22 protein-coding genes are annotated in these 20,366 nt (G+C 43.0%); 7 read left to right on the forward strand and 15 right to left on the reverse strand.

The annotated features are described in order from the left end of the window. From PR799_RS09585 to PR799_RS09610, 6 genes are all read left to right on the forward strand, one after another. Window positions 1-975, forward strand: coding sequence for a fimbrial protein (locus tag PR799_RS09585; RefSeq protein ID WP_272521845.1), 975 nt, complete (start codon window positions 1-3; stop codon window positions 973-975). 9 nt (window positions 976-984) lie between these two features. Further along, window positions 985-1,491, forward strand: a complete 507-nt coding sequence (locus tag PR799_RS09590) for a fimbrial protein (RefSeq protein ID WP_272521846.1) — start codon at window positions 985-987, stop codon at window positions 1,489-1,491. Window positions 1,492-1,501: 10 nt separating this feature from the next. Beyond that, window positions 1,502-1,996 carry a fimbrial protein gene (locus tag PR799_RS09595; RefSeq protein ID WP_272521847.1) on the forward strand — a complete coding sequence of 165 codons (495 nt, stop codon included), beginning with the start codon at window positions 1,502-1,504 and terminating at the stop codon, window positions 1,994-1,996. Between the two features lie 258 nt (window positions 1,997-2,254). Beyond that, the gene (locus PR799_RS09600; RefSeq protein WP_442959915.1) at window positions 2,255-2,539 is read left to right on the forward strand and encodes a helix-turn-helix domain-containing protein; all 285 of its coding nucleotides are present in this window, start codon (window positions 2,255-2,257) and stop codon (window positions 2,537-2,539) included. 179 nt (window positions 2,540-2,718) lie between these two features. Continuing rightward, window positions 2,719-2,946: a helix-turn-helix domain-containing protein gene (locus PR799_RS09605; RefSeq protein WP_272521850.1), complete on the forward strand. Its 228-nt coding sequence runs from the start codon at window positions 2,719-2,721 to the stop codon at window positions 2,944-2,946. A 77-nt stretch (window positions 2,947-3,023) separates the two neighbouring features. Next, on the forward strand, window positions 3,024-3,311 hold the full coding sequence (locus tag PR799_RS09610) for a helix-turn-helix domain-containing protein (protein WP_272521851.1): 288 nt from the start codon (window positions 3,024-3,026) through the stop codon (window positions 3,309-3,311). A gap of 67 nt (window positions 3,312-3,378) precedes the next feature. Here the strand turns inward: PR799_RS09610 and PR799_RS09615 are convergent, their stop codons facing one another. After that, window positions 3,379-4,269, reverse strand: a complete 891-nt coding sequence (locus tag PR799_RS09615) for a LysR family transcriptional regulator (RefSeq protein WP_272521852.1) — start codon at window positions 4,267-4,269, stop codon at window positions 3,379-3,381. A 154-nt stretch (window positions 4,270-4,423) separates the two neighbouring features. On the opposite strand from PR799_RS09615, the gene ampC reads away from it, so the two are divergent. After that, complete coding sequence (gene ampC / locus PR799_RS09620; RefSeq protein WP_272521854.1) at window positions 4,424-5,566, forward strand: class C beta-lactamase; 1,143 nt, start codon at window positions 4,424-4,426, stop codon at window positions 5,564-5,566. Window positions 5,567-5,831: 265 nt separating this feature from the next. Here the strand turns inward: ampC and hemN are convergent, their stop codons facing one another. The 14 genes from hemN to greB all read right to left on the reverse strand — a co-directional run bounded on the left by hemN (window position 5,832) and on the right by greB (window position 20,257). After that, window positions 5,832-7,205 carry an oxygen-independent coproporphyrinogen III oxidase gene (gene hemN, locus PR799_RS09625; RefSeq protein ID WP_272521855.1) on the reverse strand — a complete coding sequence of 458 codons (1,374 nt, stop codon included), beginning with the start codon at window positions 7,203-7,205 and terminating at the stop codon, window positions 5,832-5,834. Between the two features lie 215 nt (window positions 7,206-7,420). After that, complete coding sequence (gene yihI, locus PR799_RS09630) at window positions 7,421-7,939, reverse strand: Der GTPase-activating protein YihI (RefSeq protein ID WP_154626395.1); 519 nt, start codon at window positions 7,937-7,939, stop codon at window positions 7,421-7,423. Window positions 7,940-8,380: 441 nt separating this feature from the next. Beyond that, complete coding sequence (locus tag PR799_RS09635) at window positions 8,381-9,715, reverse strand: NCS2 family permease (protein WP_272521856.1); 1,335 nt, start codon at window positions 9,713-9,715, stop codon at window positions 8,381-8,383. A gap of 227 nt (window positions 9,716-9,942) precedes the next feature. Next, complete coding sequence (locus PR799_RS09640) at window positions 9,943-10,695, reverse strand: amino acid ABC transporter permease (protein WP_154626391.1); 753 nt, start codon at window positions 10,693-10,695, stop codon at window positions 9,943-9,945. 1 nt (window position 10,696) lies between these two features. Beyond that, window positions 10,697-11,449, reverse strand: coding sequence for an amino acid ABC transporter permease (locus PR799_RS09645; protein ID WP_272521857.1), 753 nt, complete (start codon window positions 11,447-11,449; stop codon window positions 10,697-10,699). 74 nt (window positions 11,450-11,523) lie between these two features. Further along, window positions 11,524-12,363 (reverse strand): ABC transporter substrate-binding protein, encoded by an 840-nt coding sequence (locus PR799_RS09650; RefSeq protein ID WP_036948477.1) that lies wholly within the window; start codon window positions 12,361-12,363, stop codon window positions 11,524-11,526. A 240-nt stretch (window positions 12,364-12,603) separates the two neighbouring features. Beyond that, the gene (phoU, locus tag PR799_RS09655; RefSeq protein WP_154626387.1) at window positions 12,604-13,335 is read right to left on the reverse strand and encodes a phosphate signaling complex protein PhoU; all 732 of its coding nucleotides are present in this window, start codon (window positions 13,333-13,335) and stop codon (window positions 12,604-12,606) included. 13 nt (window positions 13,336-13,348) lie between these two features. Further along, window positions 13,349-14,125 carry a phosphate ABC transporter ATP-binding protein PstB gene (gene pstB, locus PR799_RS09660; protein WP_154602252.1) on the reverse strand — a complete coding sequence of 259 codons (777 nt, stop codon included), beginning with the start codon at window positions 14,123-14,125 and terminating at the stop codon, window positions 13,349-13,351. Window positions 14,126-14,163: 38 nt separating this feature from the next. Next, entirely contained in the window at window positions 14,164-15,045 is an 882-nt protein-coding gene (pstA, locus tag PR799_RS09665) for a phosphate ABC transporter permease PstA (RefSeq protein WP_036948467.1), read from the reverse strand. Between the two features lies 1 nt (window position 15,046). Continuing rightward, complete coding sequence (gene pstC / locus PR799_RS09670) at window positions 15,047-16,003, reverse strand: phosphate ABC transporter permease PstC (RefSeq protein ID WP_154626385.1); 957 nt, start codon at window positions 16,001-16,003, stop codon at window positions 15,047-15,049. Window positions 16,004-16,113: 110 nt separating this feature from the next. Continuing rightward, window positions 16,114-17,157, reverse strand: coding sequence for a phosphate ABC transporter substrate-binding protein PstS (gene pstS, locus PR799_RS09675; protein WP_154626383.1), 1,044 nt, complete (start codon window positions 17,155-17,157; stop codon window positions 16,114-16,116). 452 nt (window positions 17,158-17,609) lie between these two features. Then, entirely contained in the window at window positions 17,610-18,941 is a 1,332-nt protein-coding gene (envZ, locus tag PR799_RS09680) for a two-component system sensor histidine kinase EnvZ (RefSeq protein ID WP_154626381.1), read from the reverse strand. Next, on the reverse strand, window positions 18,938-19,657 hold the full coding sequence (gene ompR / locus PR799_RS09685; protein WP_036948456.1) for an osmolarity response regulator transcription factor OmpR: 720 nt from the start codon (window positions 19,655-19,657) through the stop codon (window positions 18,938-18,940). The genes envZ and ompR overlap by 4 nt, the downstream gene beginning before the upstream one ends. A 114-nt stretch (window positions 19,658-19,771) precedes the next feature. Next, window positions 19,772-20,257, reverse strand: coding sequence for a transcription elongation factor GreB (greB, locus tag PR799_RS09690; protein ID WP_036948453.1), 486 nt, complete (start codon window positions 20,255-20,257; stop codon window positions 19,772-19,774). Window positions 20,258-20,366 lie beyond the last annotated feature (109 nt).

The raw sequence follows: 20,366 nt of genomic DNA on the forward strand, positions 1-20,366 counted from the left end.
ATGAAAAAATCATTAATTAATATAACATTACTAATATTAAGTGGTGTTGGTTATTCTGAAATAGCGAGGGGGGCTTGTACGCAGAATCCACAACTTCAAGGACTCAGAGTTAACGTACCTGCAAAGTCCATTAATATTCAATACGATGATATAAGCTCCAATGTGGTTTTATATACAGCAAATATTCCATTCGGTATAAGTGGGACAGAAACGCATTTGGTTAATGCGAGGGATTGTGGACAATCGTATTTACGAGGAAATTATCTTTCTGGTTGGAGTGTAAATGCAAATAAAATTGCGCCCACAAATATAGATGGAATTGGTGTAAGAATTAATGCGGTGGGTATTGGTCAATTTAATACTATCTTTGGACCATCTACAACCGGTTGGCGAATAGACAATAACCAATGGGTTTTTGAAGTTATAAAAACAAAACAAGTTATAACATCTGATTACATTAAATCTGGTGATGTTGCCAGTTTAACGATAACAAACTCATCCCCAGCTTCAACTTGGAATGTTTCATCGTTATCCATACCAAGCAATGCGATTAAAATTAATGTACTCGGCTGTTCCTTAAAAAACAATCAAAATACTTACAATATTAATATGGGGACTTGGTATGACACCCAATTTAAAAATATTAATGATACTCAAGGTACAGTTAATATTCCCATTGCATTAAGTTGCTTATCGGGTACCAATATTAAAGTCACAGTAACGTCAGATACAATTGATAATGCCGCAACTGGTCGCTTGGGATTAGTAGGCGCAGATAAAGCCACAGGTATCGCAATTCAATTATTGAATAACGCAGGAACACCTATTGCATTAAATCAAAAATTTACTCAACAAGATGGCGTGACTCAAACAGATTATATTTTTGGTTGGAAAGCCCGTTATATTAAAACTGCGGCAACAATTACACCGGGTACAGCCAATGCCAATGCTACGGTTAATATTCGCTATGAATAGAGGTTTAAAATGAAAAAGTTACTTGTCGCCTTACTATTCTTAAATATACCGATAAGCGTTTATGCAGCAGATACTGTGTATTTAAAATTCACCGGTAATATAAAGGCAGCCACTTGCAATTTATCAACAGGAAATAATTTAGATGTAGATTTAACCACCATTCCTTTAGATACATTTTATAGTGGAACGAAAGCCTCAGATTGGAAGACATTTACTATTGAATTAAAAGACTGTTCCTCATTTATTAATAGCGTGAGGCTCACCTTTTCTGGTACCGCCGATAATGCGGATGTCGCAAGCCTATATAAAAATAGTGGTACTGCCACCAATATAGCCATTCAACTGCAAAGTGGCGATGGCGCTACACCGCTGGGTAATACCAAAATATTAACTATTCCAACCAGCGGGCAACCTTTGGTGAGTGTCCCTCTACGCACACGGGCATTTTCCTCGCTCGGTAATGGTACCGCGGGCACCTTATCCGCCAATATTACTGCCACCATTACCTATTTATAAAAGGCTGATTATGAAAAGAATATTATTCAGTTTACTTGGCTTGTTCGCCCTGCCAGCGATGGCTGAAAGCGTCAATATTTATGTGCACGGTAACGTAGTCGTCATGCCCTGCAAAGTAGAAAACACCAGTTATAACGTGGAGTTAGGTAAGATAAATCGTTGGAATTATCGTAGCCCTGCGCAAAGCCCGTGGGTGGATTTTTCTATCAAATTAGTTGATTGCCCCGTTTCAACAAAAAGTGCCAAATTCAGTGTCAATGGCACTGCCGACGCTATCGACAATAACTATTTTGTGAATACCGGTAGCTCGACTGGCGGTTTACTCCATTTAGCACAAAAGGGTAATAAAGCCACTATCAAGAATGGCAGTGTGCTAAATATCGTTATCAACAGCACCACAAAATCTGCTGAAATTCCATTATCTGCAAGGATGATTAGCCTTCAACCGATGTTCATGCCAGGAGACTTTAAAAGTCATTTAGAGTTTTCACTAAGTTATCCATAAAAAGTGATTATAAATATATCATTCTAATCGCCTAGTGATATTTATATTTTATATCGGTTTTAAGTAAGGAATATCTAATGGCTAATTATATTTCTTGTTGAAAATCAAAATATATTAAAATGGTAGCAATGGTAACATCGGGAATGGAAAATATAAATATCACTGTAAATGTTCGTTATAAATAGATAGGAAATAGATTGTTTATTACATATTTTATGAATATGCAATTCTATTAAACAGTGAAGAAAGGAGTAAATGATGCCAGAATACTATCCTATTTCCCGAATTATTGGTAAAAAGATTACGTATTATAGAAAAATGAATGGAATGTCTCTTTGTGACATTTCTAAAATGATTCATGTCAGTGAACAACAGCAATCCCGCTATGAACGCGGTGTTAATCGTATTAATTTAGATAGGCTTCACCAGTATGCTAGGATATTTAGCATTGACTTAATCGATTTTTTTGATCTCAATGAATATGATGCCGATAATATAAAGCAGAACATTGAAAAACAATCTAATAAAGATAATACTAAATAGTAATTTAAGCATAATCGCCATTTATTGAGAAAAATTTTAATTTATTGATCTAACACTATAGTTTCTTAGAGTGATTAATGTTAAGTTGATAATCATATTGAGCTCATTATACTTTATTAGATCATCGAACTAAGATTGATTTGTTTTGAATTATTACTTTATTCACAGGGATACTCAATATGTCTAAAAATTATCTCATATCTAAAATTATTGGTAGTAAGATCATTTATTATCGAAAAATGAATGGAGTCACATTACAGAAGCTTGCTGATACAATCGGCGTGAGTAAACAACAGCAGTCACGTTATGAAAGAGGAGTTAATAGAATTAATTTAGATAGATTAGCTCAATATGCAAACTATTTTGATATTGATCTTAACCGTCTTTTAGACATCAATGATATATAAGTATTTTAATATCTTCTACTTATTTAATAATCATCGCTAAATAGCTCTCATAATAAATATACCTAGGAGTTAAAGATATGGAGAAAATAGTATCAAAAGCTGTCGGTTTAAAAATAAGAGCCCTTAGAGAGAGCCGCGGCATTAGTGGAAAAAAACTCAGTGAGTTAATGGGAATCAGCCAACAACACTTATCTCGCTACGAAAATGGCGATGTGAATATTCATGTGGATACGCTCTACCATTTTTCACTTATTTTTTCAGTCGATCCTGCCTATTTCTTTGCGGAGTTTAATGAAAGAACGGGCAGCCGCGAGGAGCAAGACAGTAAAAAAAGTTATTACGCCGCTGAGTCAGTGGTTGTTTAATGACTGCTTTTCACAGCTCATTTTATTTTGCAATCGGTGCTTCAGAATTTAAGCACCGATTTATCATCTATAACCCATGCCCGTTATTGGATTCTTCCAGTAACCATTGCTGAAAAATCGCCATTGCTGGTGTCATTGATTTGGATTTTAATCGACTCAGCCAATAACCGCCGAGGGTCACGGAAATATCAAACGGTTGCACCAAATCCCCAGCTCTGAGTTCCCGCTCAAACATGCAACTTGGGGCTATGGCAACACCGTCCATCAGTAAAGCCGCTTCGACCATTAAACAGGAAGAATCAAAAACAGGCCCTTTCACGCGCCACGGTTCCACATTCGCCGCTAAAAACCATTTTTCCCATTCATCTTTACGATAAGAGCGCATCAACGGAAAATTTTGTAAATCAATAGGATGCTTAAGTTTATGAGCGACCTTTTCAGCGCAAAGTACCGTATGCGGCGCAGAAAATAGCGGTGTATTTTCCACTAATGGCCAAAGCCCTTCCCCAAAACGGATCGCAAAATCAACCCCTTCCCCGGCTAAATTCACCACGTTATTGTGGGTCATAATACGCAGATCAATATAAGGATAGAGGTCGGAAAAACGCGATAAACGCGGTAATAACCAACCCACCGCAAAGGTACCCACCACAGAAACATTCAAGACTTCATGGTAATGGCCATCTTCGAATTGCTGCAATAATGCTTCGATTTGGTCGAAAGATCGGCTAACCACAGGCAATAATGCCAAACCTTCATCAGTTAGCGCCAGCCCTCTTGGTAAACGAATAAATAGCTCCAAGCCTAATTGCTCTTCCAGCGCACGCACTTGCTGGCTTACTGCGGCTTGAGTCACATTTAGCTCCATGCCCGCCCGCGTAAAGCTTAAGTGACGCGCTGATGCCTCAAAAGCTCTGAGAGCATTCAGCGGTAAACGGTAACGAGCGTTCTCAGCCATAAGATTTTCTTTTGCCTCATCGAATTTTATATCGTTTTAATTCATGCGCGAAAAGCCGCATACTCCAACACCAGAATCACTCTTCCTTTGGTATGTGACCGCTTTTTGCTTGTCACTCATCATAACTAAAACTTTTATTTAAATGGATATCTGTATGAAAAATCTTTTTCGTCGCGGACGGCTGCTTGTCGCCGTCAGTTTAGCATTAACATCATTATCCAGCGCAGCATTAACGCAGTCTGACGTGGACAGTATTATCAAACCGTTAATGAAACAGCAGCAAATTCCAGGCATGTCGGTGGCAATTTCCGTTGATGGACAACACTTTATTTACCATTATGGAATTCAATCCAAGCAGACCAACGCTCCTGTCACCGATAATACGCTGTATGAAATTGGCTCTTTATCAAAAACATTCACGGCAACACTAGCGTCCTATGCCCAAGTGCAAGGTAAGCTCGATTTTTCTCAGCCCGTGAGTCACTATTTGCCAGAATTAAAAAATACGGCATTTGATAAAGTGACAGTGATGAATTTAGCCACACATACTTCTGGTTTATCTCTCTTTGTTCCCAACACCGTGACGAATAGTGCTGAGTTAATCCAGTATTATCAACAATGGTCTCCAGAAAAACCGATTGGTGAATATCGTTCTTATTCCAATCTCGGAGTGGGTTTATTGGGAATGGTTACCGCAAAACAGCTGGGAACGACATTTTCGCAAGCAACAGATAACATGATGTTACCTGCTTTGGGGATGAAACATACCTATTTGCAGGTACCTCAAGATCAGCAACAGAATTATGCTCAAGGTTATAATAAGCAACATCAACCTGTCCGCGTAACCCCAGAGATCTTAGATAATGAAGCCTACGGTTTGAAATCGACAGCTAAGGATTTGATTCGTTTTCTCGATATCAATATGCAGGTCGTCGACGTGAAAAAAACTTGGCAGGAAGCAGTCGAAGATACCCATACGGGTGTGTATATGACGGATTCTTTTGTGCAAGATTTAATGTGGGAAAGTTATCCATGGCCAGTCTCTTTGGCTCAATTGCAACAAGGTAACCGTGATGATATGGCACTTAAACCGCAAAAAGTTGAAGCTATTCAACCGCCGCTGCCACCAGAGTCTGCCGCTCTCTATAACAAAACCGGCTCTACCAATGGGTTTGCAGCTTATGCTGCCTTTATTCCCGACGAAAAAATTGGCATCGTTCTGCTTTCCAACCAGTGGTATCCAATCCCTGAGCGCATCAACGCCGCCTACCAGCTAATCGAAAAAGTGAAACACTAGCCCTGTGAAATATGCAGAATCTGGAATCTGGAATCTGGAATCTGGAATCTGGAATCTGGAATCTGGAATCTGGAATCTGGAATCTGGAATCTGGAATCTGGAATCTGGAATGTTTTAAATAACTATCTAATAAACATCCAATGTTCTAAATAATTCACGTTGTGGCTAGGCGTCAAACGAGGTTATCTCGGGGAGCATACAAAAGTATGTGACCCGAGTGACCGAGAGCAGACAACAAAGCCACGGCGTGAAGTATGACGAACATTTAGATGACCCGGGAGAATTGGCGAACACGCATTTGACTTCTAAGATAAACATCAAAACACATACACACATTACGAATCAGCAATCGCCCGCGCGGCGTGACTTTTATCCCCGTTTCACTGACTTCCACCAGCCCATCTTCTGCCATTGGTTTGAGTAGTTCCAGGTCTTCTTTGAAATAGGTTTTGAAGTCAATTGGGTAGAGCGCTTCAATTTGCGCAAAGTTCAATTGGAAGTTGCAGATCAATGTTTTGATCACATCACGGCGCAGGCAATCGTCATCTGTTAGCACTAATCCACGCCATAGGGCATGCCCTTTTTCTTCCACTTGCGCGTAGTAGGTTTTTAAATCTTTCTGATTTTGGGCGTAGTTATCGCCGAGCATACTGATCGCAGATACCCCTAATCCTAATAAATCGCAATCCCCTTGGGTGGTATAACCTTGGAAATTACGATGTAAAATTCCTTCTCGCTGTGCCACTGCCAGTTCATCTTCTGGGCGAGCAAAGTGATCCATCCCGATAAATTGATAACCGCCGGATGTCAGCGTTGCGATAGTATCTTGCAGAATATCCAGTTTTTGCTCCGCCGTTGGCAGGTCTTCATCTTTGATTTTACGCTGCGCCGCAAATAAATTCGGTAAATGCGCGTAGTTGAAAACGCTTAAACGATCGGGCGCAAGCTCCGCCACTTTTTTCAATGTAAACGCGAAGCTTTCAGGGGTCTGTTTTGGTAAACCGTAAATCAGGTCGATACTTGTTGAAGTGAAGCCAGTCTCTTTCGCACGTTTAATTAGCGCAAAAATAAACTCTTCATCTTGCTCGCGGTTAACCAGAACTTGCACTTCTTTATTAAAGTCTTGGACCCCCATGCTTAGGCGATTAAAGCCTTCACTGCGCAGATGGTCAATCATGTCGAGTTCGATTTCACGGGGATCGACTTCAATGGACATCTCCGCATCCGGCGCAAAATGAAAATGTTTTTTCAGCAAGCCAACTAAATGACTCACTTGTGCCTTGTCTAGATACGTTGGTGTACCGCCGCCCCAGTGCATTTGAGTCACTGTACGATTTTTAAGTAACGCAGCACGCTGGATAATTTCTTTTTCAATGACTTCTAAATACTCATCCGCTTTATGTTTTTGGCGAGTGACTAGCTTATTACAGCCGCAGAAATAGCACAGTTTGTGGCAAAATGGGATATGCACATACAGAGACAAAGGACGGTCAGGATAACGTTGGGTTGCCTCAATAAAAGCCTGTTCGTTGTAGTCTTGATTAAACTCTAAGGCTGTTGGATAAGAGGTATAACGCGGGCCTGAATAGTTATATTTCTGGATGAGAGAGAGATCCCAAACAATATTTTGCTCTGACATTGATATTCCTTAATTGACCACAAGCTCGAAAGCATCACTGTTAATTATATCTCTTTAGATTATTTTTTAGCTATTTATGTAAAGAGTCTATACCGCAAAGATTATAGCGATGTTAGGAAAAACAGATCTGATGCAACATCAAAGAAAAGGAAGATAGGCGAGAAATTAAGCAGCGTTCCTCCCGCTTAGCACGAGAGGAACAAATAGAGAGGTAATTATTTACTTTTTAAGATGCGCATAATGTCATCAAATTTCTCTTCTTCCTCTTCATCACCGTCTTCGTCCGCATATTCGATACCGAGAATATTCATCAGTTCATCGATGCGATCTAAGCAGGTATCAACATATTGCTGCTCTTGCGCAGTAATGGTTTCGCCATCTTCCAGGCGTGCCAGAATCGCATCTAAGCGATCGTTGCTTTCTAGCATTTCCAGTTCTTTTTCTGGCGTCAGTTTTTCTTTAGCAACTGGCTTTTCTTTCACGACAGGACGCACTACCGGCTGGTTACTTTCAACCACCAATGGAATTGGTTTTTTACTACCAATACGTGGGTCAGCCTGAACATTTTGTCCATTTTTTTGACCATTCGAAGCACCATCTTGGTTACGGCTACCAGACTTATGCCCGCGATGTTTTTTCTCGCGTTTACGCTCACGGCCTTCTGCGTTGAGCTCTTCTTTCGTCTTACGGTATTTTTTCTTCAGTTTTGCGGTCGGTTTTTTCGGTGAATTCATGGTTTGCTACCTTGATAAAATCAGTTTCTGCTGCGGAATCTAGCAGGATCCCTTAAGCAGCGAAAGCACTACTTTGCAATTTAGGTGAATTTTATCTCACTTTGCATTCGCAACAGTACTTTAATGATTATACCTTAAATAATTTGAGTTGCATTCAAGCAACAAAAAGGGAAGCCCGTTGAAGGGTCTTGCACTCAGAATAGAGATTTATGTTTTGAGCGATATTCTAGGTAATTCAAGTTGCCTAAGCATTCCAATGCTCTCAATAGCTGTATCACCAGGGGGCAAAAATAGAGAGTCACCTTGAGCAATGCTCTAAATAGTTTGTGCTGTAGCAAGGCGGCAAGAGTTGCTAATCCCTAGGAGCATACACAAGTATGTGACTAGGGTTAGCAATTGAAGCCAACGCCGCTACAGCGCAAAATATGACGAGCATTAATATTAGGCGTCGATCCAGATCATTTTGAGTAAGAACATCGCTGCGACTAAAATCACACACAGACCCAGATCACGCCAGCGCCCCGTACCAATCTTCATCGCACAGTACGCAATAAAGCCTAACGCAATACCTTCGGTAATCGAGAAGCTAAACGGCATCATGACCGCAGTAATAAACGCCGGAACGGATTCCGTTAAGTCATCCCATTTCACGCGCGTTAAGCTTGAAGTCATCAGAACGCCAACATAAATCAGCGCGCCTGCGGTTGCATAAGCAGGAACCATGCCTGCCAGCGGAGAGATAAACATGGTCAACAGGAATAACACACCAACGACAATCGCGGTTAAACCTGTACGACCGCCCACCGATACCCCTGAAGAGCTTTCGATGTACGCCGTTACGGACGAAGTCCCCATTGCTGAGCCTGCCACGGAACTTAAGCTATCCACATACAACGCTTGCTTCATGCGAGGGAAAGTCCCGCGCTCGTTGGTAATACCGGCTTTGTCTGTTACCCCAATCATAGTGCCCGAGGAGTCAAACAGGTTCACCAACATAAAGGCAAAGATAACCCCAGAAAGTGCCAGATCCAGTGAGCCAGCAAAGTCCACTTGGCCAACAACACTGGTAATACTTGGTGGCATTGAGAAAATGCCTGTATATTTCACATCGCCCAGCGCTAAGCCAATCAGCGTCGTCACGGCGATAGACACCAATACTGCCGCATGAATATTACGCGCCGCTAAAATGGCAATAATGAAAAAGCCTAATGCCCCTAACCACACATTATGGTGAGTTAGGTTACCAATCGAGACTAAGGTATCTGGGTTTGCGACGATAATACCGGAGTTCTTCAGTCCCATCATGGCGATAAACAGACCGATACCGCTGGTGATCCCCACGCGTAAACTCAGAGGAATATTCGCGATAATCCAATAACGAATCCGGAATAACGTCAGAATAAATAAGCCCACTGCGCCCCAGAATACCGCGCCCATAGCGACTTGCCATGAATAGCCCATCGCCCCAACGACCACAAAAGCAAAGAAAGCGTTTAGCCCCATCGCAGGTGCAACGGCGATAGGTAAGTTTGCCAGTAAGCCCATTAAAATACTGCCGATGGCTGCAATTAAACAGGTAGTTACGAATACCGCTTTGATATCCATGCCAGCGACGGACAAAATTTGTGGGTTAACGAAAACGATATATACCATCGTCAGGAAGGTGGTGAACCCTGCAACAAGCTCTGTTCTTGCGGTGGTGCCGTGTTCTTGTAATTTAAACACACGCTGAAACAGACCCTGCGATTGCGAGGAGCCAGATGATTGATTAGTCATTAAAATGCGCCTTGTCGAAATGTCATGCCCTAGATTGCCAATGGATGCGTGGTGGGCACGAAAAAAAGTTTTTTTCGGCTCATGGTACAACTAAACGGTCCAAAAGAAAACGATTGCGTCATTTTAAATAAGTCACATTTCCTAACTGACTGATACTGTAAATGAATATCGAGGGAGATATGGCGGTTGTCACACCGCCATTGAGGAATTTCGCCGCCTTTGTACGATTAAGAAAGCGCAATCAGCTTTTGACGGCGCCAAAACAGCCAACCGCGTTTTGCTGAACGGCTGCGCGTTGCACTTTTATCACTGAGTCTTTTCGCCACTTGATTGGCAATAATTTCTACTGACAGGCACATCACAAAGTAGATAAATGCCACAAACAGGAACACCTCCAACGGATAGATCATTTCACGGTTATTCACCTGTGTGGCTAAGAATGACAGCTCCGCCACTCCTACAATATACGCCAGGGAGGTATCTTTAATTAACGCAACCCATTGGTTAATAAAGGAAGGCACCATCATACGTAAGGCTTGAGGTAACACCACATTCCAGAGAACCTGCCAACGATTAAACCCTAACGATAACCCCGCGTTCCATTGCCCTTGACCGATAGCAAGAATTCCCGCTTTCACACCATGCGCTAGATAGGCTGAAGTGATCAACGCCAGTGCACATACTACCGCCGCAACGCCTGGAATTTCGGTTCCGAAGACAATCGGCAATAGAAAGTAAGTCCAAAAAATCAACATAATGACGGGAATGGCACGGAAAAACCCTAAAACAGCGGCAAAAAGGTTCATCCAGAAACCACGTAGCATCGCCAGTGCAATACCGCCCAATGTACCGAGGACAATAGATGCGGCGCCAGCCAATATGCTCATAATTAGCGTTAGAGCAGCTCCTTCCAATGGTCCATCAGGGTAAGCCCCAAATAGCAAATATTGCCAGTTGTCTGTAATGATTGAAAAATCCATCTTATACCCCCTGAGCCAACTGACGCTGTTGTCGCCACTGACCCCAGCCTTCCATAAAGGCGATAATTGCGATGTACAGTACTGTTGCTAAACCAAATGCAGCAAATGTTTGTAATGATTGACTATCCACTTGGCGTGATACATAAGAGAGCTCCGCTACCCCGATCGCCATGGTTAATGATGAGTTTTTGACGACGTTCATGTATTGCCCTAACAGTGGCGGTAACGCGATTTTTACGGCTTGCGGTAAAATCACTAAACGCATGGACTGCCATGAAGTCAGCCCTAAAGCGAGAGCCGCTTGTTTCTGCCCTTGGCGCACTCCTCGGATACCTGAGCGCACTTCTTCCGCAATGAAAGGTATGGTGTATAGCGTCAAACCGACAAATCCCGCCAAAAACTCAAAGGATGGCCAGCTTAATGTCATCCCTAAAAATTCCATTTCATGAGGCGTATTCAGCCATTCCATCGCTGATTCAGGGAGAATCTCTCCCGAGGCGAAGTACCAGAAAAACAGTTGCACCAATAGCGGCGTATTACGGAAAATCGAAATATAAACAGTCACAAACCAGCGTAGCGGCGCAATTTGACTGTCTCTTGCTGAAGCAGCAATAAAACCTAATAGCGTGGCAGCGATGATCGTACAAATCGAGATCCAAACTGTGAGCAAAAAGCCATAGCCAAACCACTCAAGGTATTGTGGTGCTAGTAGATGCGCAGACCAGAAGTCACCGCTAAAAAATTTGTCGAACATATTTCGCCTCGCTATAACTGACAACCCCTGCAACATGGCAGGGGCGTTTACTCTCACTAAACGACATCATTAACTTAAGATTTAGGCTGTTCGCTCAAAGGGGCAAATTTGAATTCACCGCGTGGTTGTGCCGCTTTGGTGTCTGGACCAAACCAACGGTTATAAATTTCATTCGCTTTGCCTTCTTTCTCCAGTTTCAGCAAGGTGGCGTTTACGTTCTCAATTAAACGTGTTTCCCCTTTGCTCGCGCCTAACGCTTGGTACTCTTTTGTTAAGCTAAACGGTGAAATTTCAAAGTCTGCTTTCACTTTTTCTGGTAAGTTACCTAGCAAGCCCACCAGTTTAGCGTCGTCTTGGGTGATCGCTTGTACGTTACCGTTACGCAGCGCTGCGAAAGCTTGCGGGGTATCGTCGTAAGAGATGACTTTGGTATTCGGGAAGCGTTCACGCAGAGTCACTTCCTGCACGGTGCCTTTATCTGCACCAATACGCAGTGGGGCGATATCTTCAGGGGTTTTCAGTACGCCTTTACGAGCGATAAATTTTTGCCCTGTTGCAAAGTCAGGAATGGAGAAATCCACCTGTTTTGCACGTTCGTCTGTAATTGTGAAGTTGGCACCAATCAGGTCAACTTTGCCGGATGTTAGCAGTGGAATGCGGTTAGCCGGGTTGGTTGGACGCAGCTCTAATTTCACGCCAAGATCATCCGCAATCGCTTGAGCGATATCGATATCATAGCCGGCGAGTTTTTTGGTTTTAGGATCAATAAATCCGAATGGGGGATTACTGTCAAAAACAGAAATGCGGATCACTCCCGCTTGTTTAATATCATCTAATTTATCTGCGCTAGCGACATTCGCTGTCAGCGCCAGACCTGCAACTAAAAGTGCGGAAGTAAGAAAACGAGCTTTCATTGAATACCCCTAACGGTAAATTTGTGTAAATCGACCATCACAAGCTATCAACTATTTCTTAGCACTTGAAATAATATTAAATAATATATTTATATCAATTTGGAATATGCATGGACATAAAAAAAGGGGTGAAAATCCATCGGAGCGACCCCTAAAATGTTGCAGATTAAGACTCTTATCGAGCAAGAAGAAAATGAAGAAGATGAACACTGAGGTGTGAACACCTCAGTGGTTTAACAATTACTCTTTATTGCTGTCTTTCGAGCTAGTCAGCATTCTTTCAAGGCTGTCCCCACCCACATGGCGGAAATCTTGCCCTTTAACATAGTAGAAAATAAATTCACAAATGTTCTGGCAACGGTCACCGATACGCTCAATGGAGCGAGCACAGAACAGCGCGGTTAAAACGCTTGGAATGGTACGCGGATCTTCCATCATGTACGTCATTAACTGACGAACAATCCCTTCGTACTCTTGGTCTACCTTTTCATCTTCACGATAAATACGGATAGCTTCTTCCAAGTCCATGCGCGCAAAAGCATCCAGCACGTCATGCAGCATTTGCACGGTATGGCGACCTAATGATTCCAAGCTCACCAATAATGGCTGATGCTGCTGAGAGAATTTTTCCAGTGCGGTTTGGCAGATTTTATCCGCGACGTCACCGATTCTTTCCAGTTCAGCGATAGTTTTTGAGATTGCCATAATCAAACGTAAGTCACTTGCCGTCGGCTGGCGCTTGGCAATGATCTTGACGCACTCTTCGTCGATTGCCACTTCCATCATGTTAACCTTATGGTCGTTGGCAATCACTTCTCGCGCTAGGGCTTCATCCTGATTATGCATTGCAGTGATGGCCTTGGTGAGCTGCTCTTCAACTAGCCCCCCCATGGTCATCAACTCAGTATGGATATGTTCCAGTTCAGCGTTGAACTGCCCTGATATATGTTTGTTGTGGTTCAGCGTATCCATCGTCGGCTCCATATCAACCGTAGCGGCCAGTAATATAATCTTCAGTTTGTTTCATTTCTGGGGTGGTGAACATCTTGTCAGTGTTGTTAAATTCCACCAACTCACCCAAGTACATAAATGCCGTGTAATCAGAGCAGCGTGCCGCTTGTTGCATGTTGTGGGTCACTATCACCACCGTGTATTCTGACTTCAATTCCGTGATCAGCTCTTCAATACGCCCCGTTGAGATTGGGTCCAGAGCAGAACATGGCTCATCAAGTAACAGAACTTCTGGGCGAATAGCGATACCGCGCGCAATACACAGACGCTGTTGCTGACCACCAGAGAGGCTGTAGCCGCTTTGGTGAAGTTTATCTTTGGTTTCATTCCACAGTGCCGCTTTTGTCAGTGCCCACTGCACACGCTCGTCCATTTCGACGCGGGACAGCTTTTCAAATAAACGCACACCGAACGCGATATTGTCGTAGATAGACATTGGGAATGGCGTGGGTTTTTGGAACACCATACCGACTTTCGCACGTAATAACGCGATGTCTTGTTTGTCAGTCAGGATGTTTTGACCATCCAGTAAAATTTCGCCTTCAGCGCGTTGCTCGCCATACAGTTCGTACATTTTGTTGAAGGTACGCAGCAGCGTGGATTTACCACAACCTGATGGGCCGATAAACGCGGTCACTTTGTTCTTTTCAATGTCTAAAGAGATATTCTTCAGCGCGTGAAACTTTCCATAGTAGAAGTTAAGGTCACGAACTTTAATTTTACTGTTTGCAATATCGTTTGCATTAATCATGGCTACTTCTCTCTATCAATTCTTTTATTCGTCTGGGATTAGTGTTTTTTCTGTGCAAACACAACACGGGCAATGATATTGATTAACAGGACACATAGGGTGATAAGGAGAACCCCTGCCCATGCTAATTGCTGCCATTCAGAGAACGGACTCATTGCAAATTTGAAGATAGTCACTGGTAAGTTAGCAATTGGCTCATTCATGTCGGTACTCCAGAATTGATTTGACAGTGACGTGAACAGCAGCGGTGCGGTTTCCCCAGCAATACGCGCGATAGCCAGCAAAATACCAGTAATAATCCCAGATACAGATGCTTTTAATGTAATGGATAAAATCATTTTCCATTTTGGCGTGCCCAGTGCATATGCCGCTTCACGCAGGCTATCAGGCACGAGCTTCAACATGTTCTCAGTGGTACGGATAACAATTGGGATTTGCAGTAATGCAAGTGCAATCACCCCTGCCCAACCCGAGAAATGCTGCATTTGAGCCACCACAATGGTGTAAACAAACAAACCAACCACAATTGAAGGCGCAGATAACAGAATGTCGTTAATAAAACGCGTCACTGAAGCTAACCACGACTTACGACCATATTCCGCTAAGTAGATACCCGCTAAGATCCCTAATGGTGTTCCGATAACGGTCGCCCATAAGATTAGCAATCCACTTCCCACAATGGCGTTCGCCAAACCACCGCCTTCTGTATTTGGCGGCGGTGTCATTTCAGTAAACAGATTGAGGGACATGCCATCAATCCCTTTGGTTACCGTGGAGAATAAAATCCACACTAACCAGAACAAACCAAATGCCATCGTCAGCATAGAGACTAATAATGCCATTCTGTTGACTTGACGGCGCCATGCTTGGCGGCGTGCACGTTCTTTTTGATTCACTACAACAGGTTCAGAAATCGACATATTAGCGTCCCTCATTCTTAGCAAGGCGCATTACCATCAGCTTGGAAATCGCCAGAACGATGAAGGTAATCACAAACAGAATTAAACCAAGTTCCATCAGTGCCGCTGTGTGTAAACCACTTTCCGCTTCAGCAAATTCGTTCGCCAGCGCAGAGGTAATACTGTTACCCGGCATAAACAGTGAAGGGCTATCGAGCTGGTAAGTGTTACCAATGACGAATGTCACCGCCATGGTTTCTCCCAGAGCACGACCTAACCCCAGCATCACTCCGCCAATCACTCCATTACGGGTATAAGGCAGAACGATATTCCAAATCACTTCCCATGTGGTACAGCCAATTCCGTAGGCTGACTCTTTCATCATCACAGGAGTTTGTTCAAATACATCGCGCATTACCGAGGCGATATAAGGGATGATCATAATGGCAAGGATAATACCTGCCGCAAGAATACCGATACCAAATGCTGGGCCTGAGAACAGTTCGCCAACAATTGGAATGCTCGACATGACATTACCAACGGGTTCTTGGAAGTATTCTGCAAATAACGGTGCGAAGACAAAGAGTCCCCACATACCATAAACAATACTTGGGATTGCAGCGAGAAGCTCAATCGCAATACCTAATGGGCGTTTTAACCAGTTAGGTGCTAGCTCTGTTAAGAATAATGCGATACCAAAACTCACGGGTACGGCAATGATCAGAGCGATTAATGATGTGACGATGGTGCCGTAGATAGGCACTAATGCACCAAATTGTTCTGCTGGCGCATCCCACTCTTTATTCCACAAAAACGAAAACCCGAATTTCTGCATACTTGGCCAAGATGCGAAAATCAGGGAAATAATAATGCCACCAAGCATGAGGAGAGTGATTAGCGCTGCTATTTTGACTAATGCACTAAAAATCACGTCGCCCGATTTACTAGGGGCTTTGAATGCCGTTATTTTTTCGGCCATGCGCTTTGTTCTCATTCCATGCCTACTTTTCAGTAGGACTTACGTTACTACGGTGAATAAGCGGGAGCTATTCCTCAGCCCCGCTTACCCTTTTCCAACCCGAGGGGCACTTAGAACAGTGCTTTACCTTGGCTATCTTTTACTTCTGTTTTCCATGCTGCACGTACTGCGGTCACAACTTCTTGAGGTAATACAGCGTAATCTAATGCTTCTGCTTGTTTACCACCTTTGTCGTAAGCCCAGTTGAAGAAATCAAGAACCGCTTTACCTTTCTCAGCATCCGCTTGTTGCTTGTGAACTAAAATGAATGTGGTCGAGGTAATTGGCCATGCGTTAGCACCTTCACGGTTAGTCAGGTCTTGTGCAAATGATTTAGACCAGTCCACTTTTTTCGCTGCTGCGCTAAAGCTTTCACCTGTTGGTGAAACTGGCTGACCATCTGCAGAAACCAGCTTAGTATACGCAAGATTATTCTGTTTTGCGTAAGCATATTCTACATAACCGATAGAGCCTGGCAGACGTTGAACAAAGGCTGCAACGCCGTCGTTACCTTTACCGCCTACGCTGTTTTTCGGCCAGTTAACCGTTGAACCTGCACCAACTTCATCTTTCCAATTTGAGCTAACTTTTGCTAAGTAGCTTGTGAAGACGAATGTGGTACCAGAACCATCAGAGCGGCGAACCACAGCGATATTTTGGTCAGGTAATTTTACGTTTGGATTCAATTTTGCGATAGCTGGGTCATTCCATTTAGTAATTTTACCTAAGTAGATGTCGCCCAGAGTTTTACCATCAAGAACCAGCTGATTAGATTCGATGCCTTTAACGTTTACCGCTAAAACCACGCCACCAATCACGGTTGGGAATTGGAATAAGCCGTCTTCTTTGAGTTTTTCATCAGTCAATGGTGCATCAGACGCACCGAAATCAACTGTTTTTGCATTAATTTGTTTTACACCACCAGAAGAACCGATCCCCTGATAGTTAATTTTATTACCTGTTTCTTTCTGATAAGTATCTGCCCACTTCGCATAAACAGGAGCAGGGAATGTCGCGCCAGCTCCGGTCAGGCTGGTAGCAGCAAAAGAAGACATTGCAGTCAGAGATAAGGTTGCTGCCATTACGCTTGCTAGTGTGGTACGCATCATTTTCATAATCCCTCCGGGGATGTAAGAAATAATCAAGTATTAAATTATTGGGTGTATGTCACGGTAGGGAAAATAGGACAATTGAGTTACGGCAATATGTCAGGTTTATGACAGTTTTATGACATTTGCGGATTTTATCGACATGATTAAGTGTAGCAGAATGGGATAAAAATAATTTTTTTCTTATTTTTCAACCAACTAAATAAGATTAATGAATATGACAGCTTAGCGTTTGGAATATGACATATTGTCATAAATGAAAAAATTTCTTTCTCTTTTTCTCGTTCTATCTTTCTATCTTTCTATCTTTCTATCTATCTTTCTAACACAGTATATCTCTAAGTAGTTCGTGTTGTAGCTAGGAGGCAAACGAGTTAAGCCCTAGGAGCATACATGAGTATGTGACTAGGGTTAACGAGAGCAGCCAACAACGCTACAACGCGAAATACGACGAGATATCAGTCTTCGCGTTCTTTTAGGGGGAGAAGGGCTCTAATAGCAAACCCGCCGCGCTCACTTTTATGGATCTCAATATTCCCTTCGTGAGCATCTATAATTCTGCGAATTATCGCAAGCCCCAGCCCTGTACCTTTGTTGCTGCGGGCTTTTTCACCCTGTACGAACGGCTGGAATAGGCGTTGAATGTCTTCTTCTTTGATCCCTGCACCGTCATCTTCAACTTGGAACCAAACGTAATCTTCGTTTTTACCACTGCTGACTTTGATCCAGCCATTTCCGTAGCGATAAGCGTTGACTATCATGTTGGTAATCGCGCGTTTGATAGCAAGATGGTTACCATTAAACATCACTGGCCCTGGGACTAAATTGGTTTCAATTTCTCCCACGACGTTGGTTTCAGCAACAACAGCCTCATTGAGGATGGTGTTAAGGTCGCAGAACTCCATATCCATCTCTTGCCCTGTTTTCAGGTAAGACATGAATTGACCGATGATTGCGTCACACTCTTCAATATCTTTATTGATAGATTCAGCAAGATAACCATCTTCAGGCCCCATCATTTCCGTTGCGAGACGAATGCGGGTTAGTGGCGTTCTAAGGTCATGACTGACCCCTGCCATTAATACTGTACGATCATTTTCGAGGGATTTTATCCCTGCCGCCATATGGTTGAACGAACGAATAGCCGCACGCACCTCAGTGGCACCTTTCTCTTGCATCGGCGGCATAACATGCCCCTTACCGACCTCACCCGCGTGATACTCCAGCTCTAATAATGGCTTGTTTTGATAGCGAATATAGAGCCAAACCCCCGCAAAGATAGTGAGGAAGACCGTGAGTGTATAGCGGAAAACTTGAGAAAACTGATTCTGACCGATTTCGGTGAGTGGAACGCGCACCCAAATATCCGGTGCTAGGTAGGATGTTAACCACAATATCGGATACTCACGCCCAAGTTCCAGATGCACGCTGGCCTTACCACCTAAGTATTCCGACATGTTTTCACTTAAAAAATCATACTCTTTTGCCCAGTTTAATCCCTCTTCCATCGCCGCTGAATGGGCGTAAAAGGTAATCCCAAGCTCATTGTAGATTTTTTTACGTAATGCGGGTGAAACTCGCACTGAGGTTCCATCTTGTAGAACCATTTTCTCTGTCATTAATGTTCGCACTTCATAAGCAAGCACTTTATTGAACTGCTGTAAGCTTGGCATCACAACAAAATTCAATACAACCATGTAGCTGGTCACAAGGCTTGCGAACAGGAGCGCAACGAACAAAAATAACGAGCGAGAAAATGTACTACGTCGTGAGAACCTCAGTCGCTTCATGCTTTACTTCCATCTGGAACAAATACGTATCCTAAGCCCCAAACGGTTTGAATGTAACGTGGGTGCGCAGGATCTTCTTCAATCATACGGCGTAAACGTGAAATTTGAACGTCGATAGAACGTTCCATCGCACTGTATTCACGACCTCGAGCCAAACTCATCAGTTTGTCACGAGATAATGGTTCGCGTGGATAAGAAACTAATACTTTCAACACCGCAAACTCACCACTGGTTAATGGCATATTCTCTTCGCCTTGGAACATTTCACGGGTTCCGAGGTTCAGTTTGAATTTACCAAAAGTGATGACGGCATCATCTTGCGATGGCGCACCCGGTAACTCGTTCGCTTGGCGACGCAGCACCGCACGAATACGCGCTAACAGTTCACGAGGGTTAAACGGTTTAGGGATATAGTCATCCGCACCAATTTCTAAGCCCACAATACGGTCAACTTCTTCGCCTTTCGCGGTAACCATAATGATTGGAATTGGGTTGTTTTGACTACGTAAACGACGGCAAATAGATAAGCCATCTTCCCCAGGAAGCATTAAGTCCAATACGATTAAATGAATAGATTCCCGCGTTAGAATTCTGTCCATCTGTTCAGCATTCGCTGCACTTCTTACCTGAAAACCCTGCTCGGTGAGGTAACGTTCAAGCAGAGCACGTAAACGCATATCATCATCGACGACGAGAACTTTATAACTTTCCTGCATTTATAGCCCCCAAAGTGTGGAATTTTAGAATTATTCTGCTGATGAAAGTAACAAAAATAATATTCATGCCATTAATTTACCATTAACACTAACTTTAATGAATCATTTTACTCTTTAACTGATTAATGGTTTATAGCTAATCTCTAGCACAAAATACGTGACTTTTCCGCCCGGCGTGGTAACGACCACTTCATCATCAACCTGCTTGCCAATTAATGCGCGAGCGACTGGTGAATCGATAGAAATCCACTGCTTAGCAGGATCAAATTCATCAGCCCCCACTAACCGGAAAATTCTGATATTTTCATTATCATCTTCAAGCTTAACCCATGCGCCAAAAAATACACGCCCCTCTTGTCGAGGATCGGGTTCAACAATTCTAAGCTGATCCAATCTTTTGGATAAAAAACGAATACGGCGGTCTATTTCCCGCAACCGTTTTTTACCGTAGATATATTCTGCGTTTTCGGAACGGTCTCCCTGAGCTGCGGCTTCAGAGACGGATTGTGTTACTCGAGGGCGCTCTTCTTTCCAAAGATACTTAAGTTCTTTGTCTAAAGCGTCCCATCCTTCACGGGTAATTAAAAGGCTCTTATTCATCTCATTAAAGGTATATAAATCGGATAATTATAATATTTTATAAAATATAATCTGCGACTTGCCTACCACTAGGCAAAAATTCTGTCTGGCAATTCTGTCTACCAGCAAG

The sequence above is a fragment of the Providencia sp. PROV202 genome, from assembly GCF_028479565.1.
In the GTDB taxonomy this organism is placed as follows: domain Bacteria; phylum Pseudomonadota; class Gammaproteobacteria; order Enterobacterales; family Enterobacteriaceae; genus Providencia; species Providencia zhijiangensis.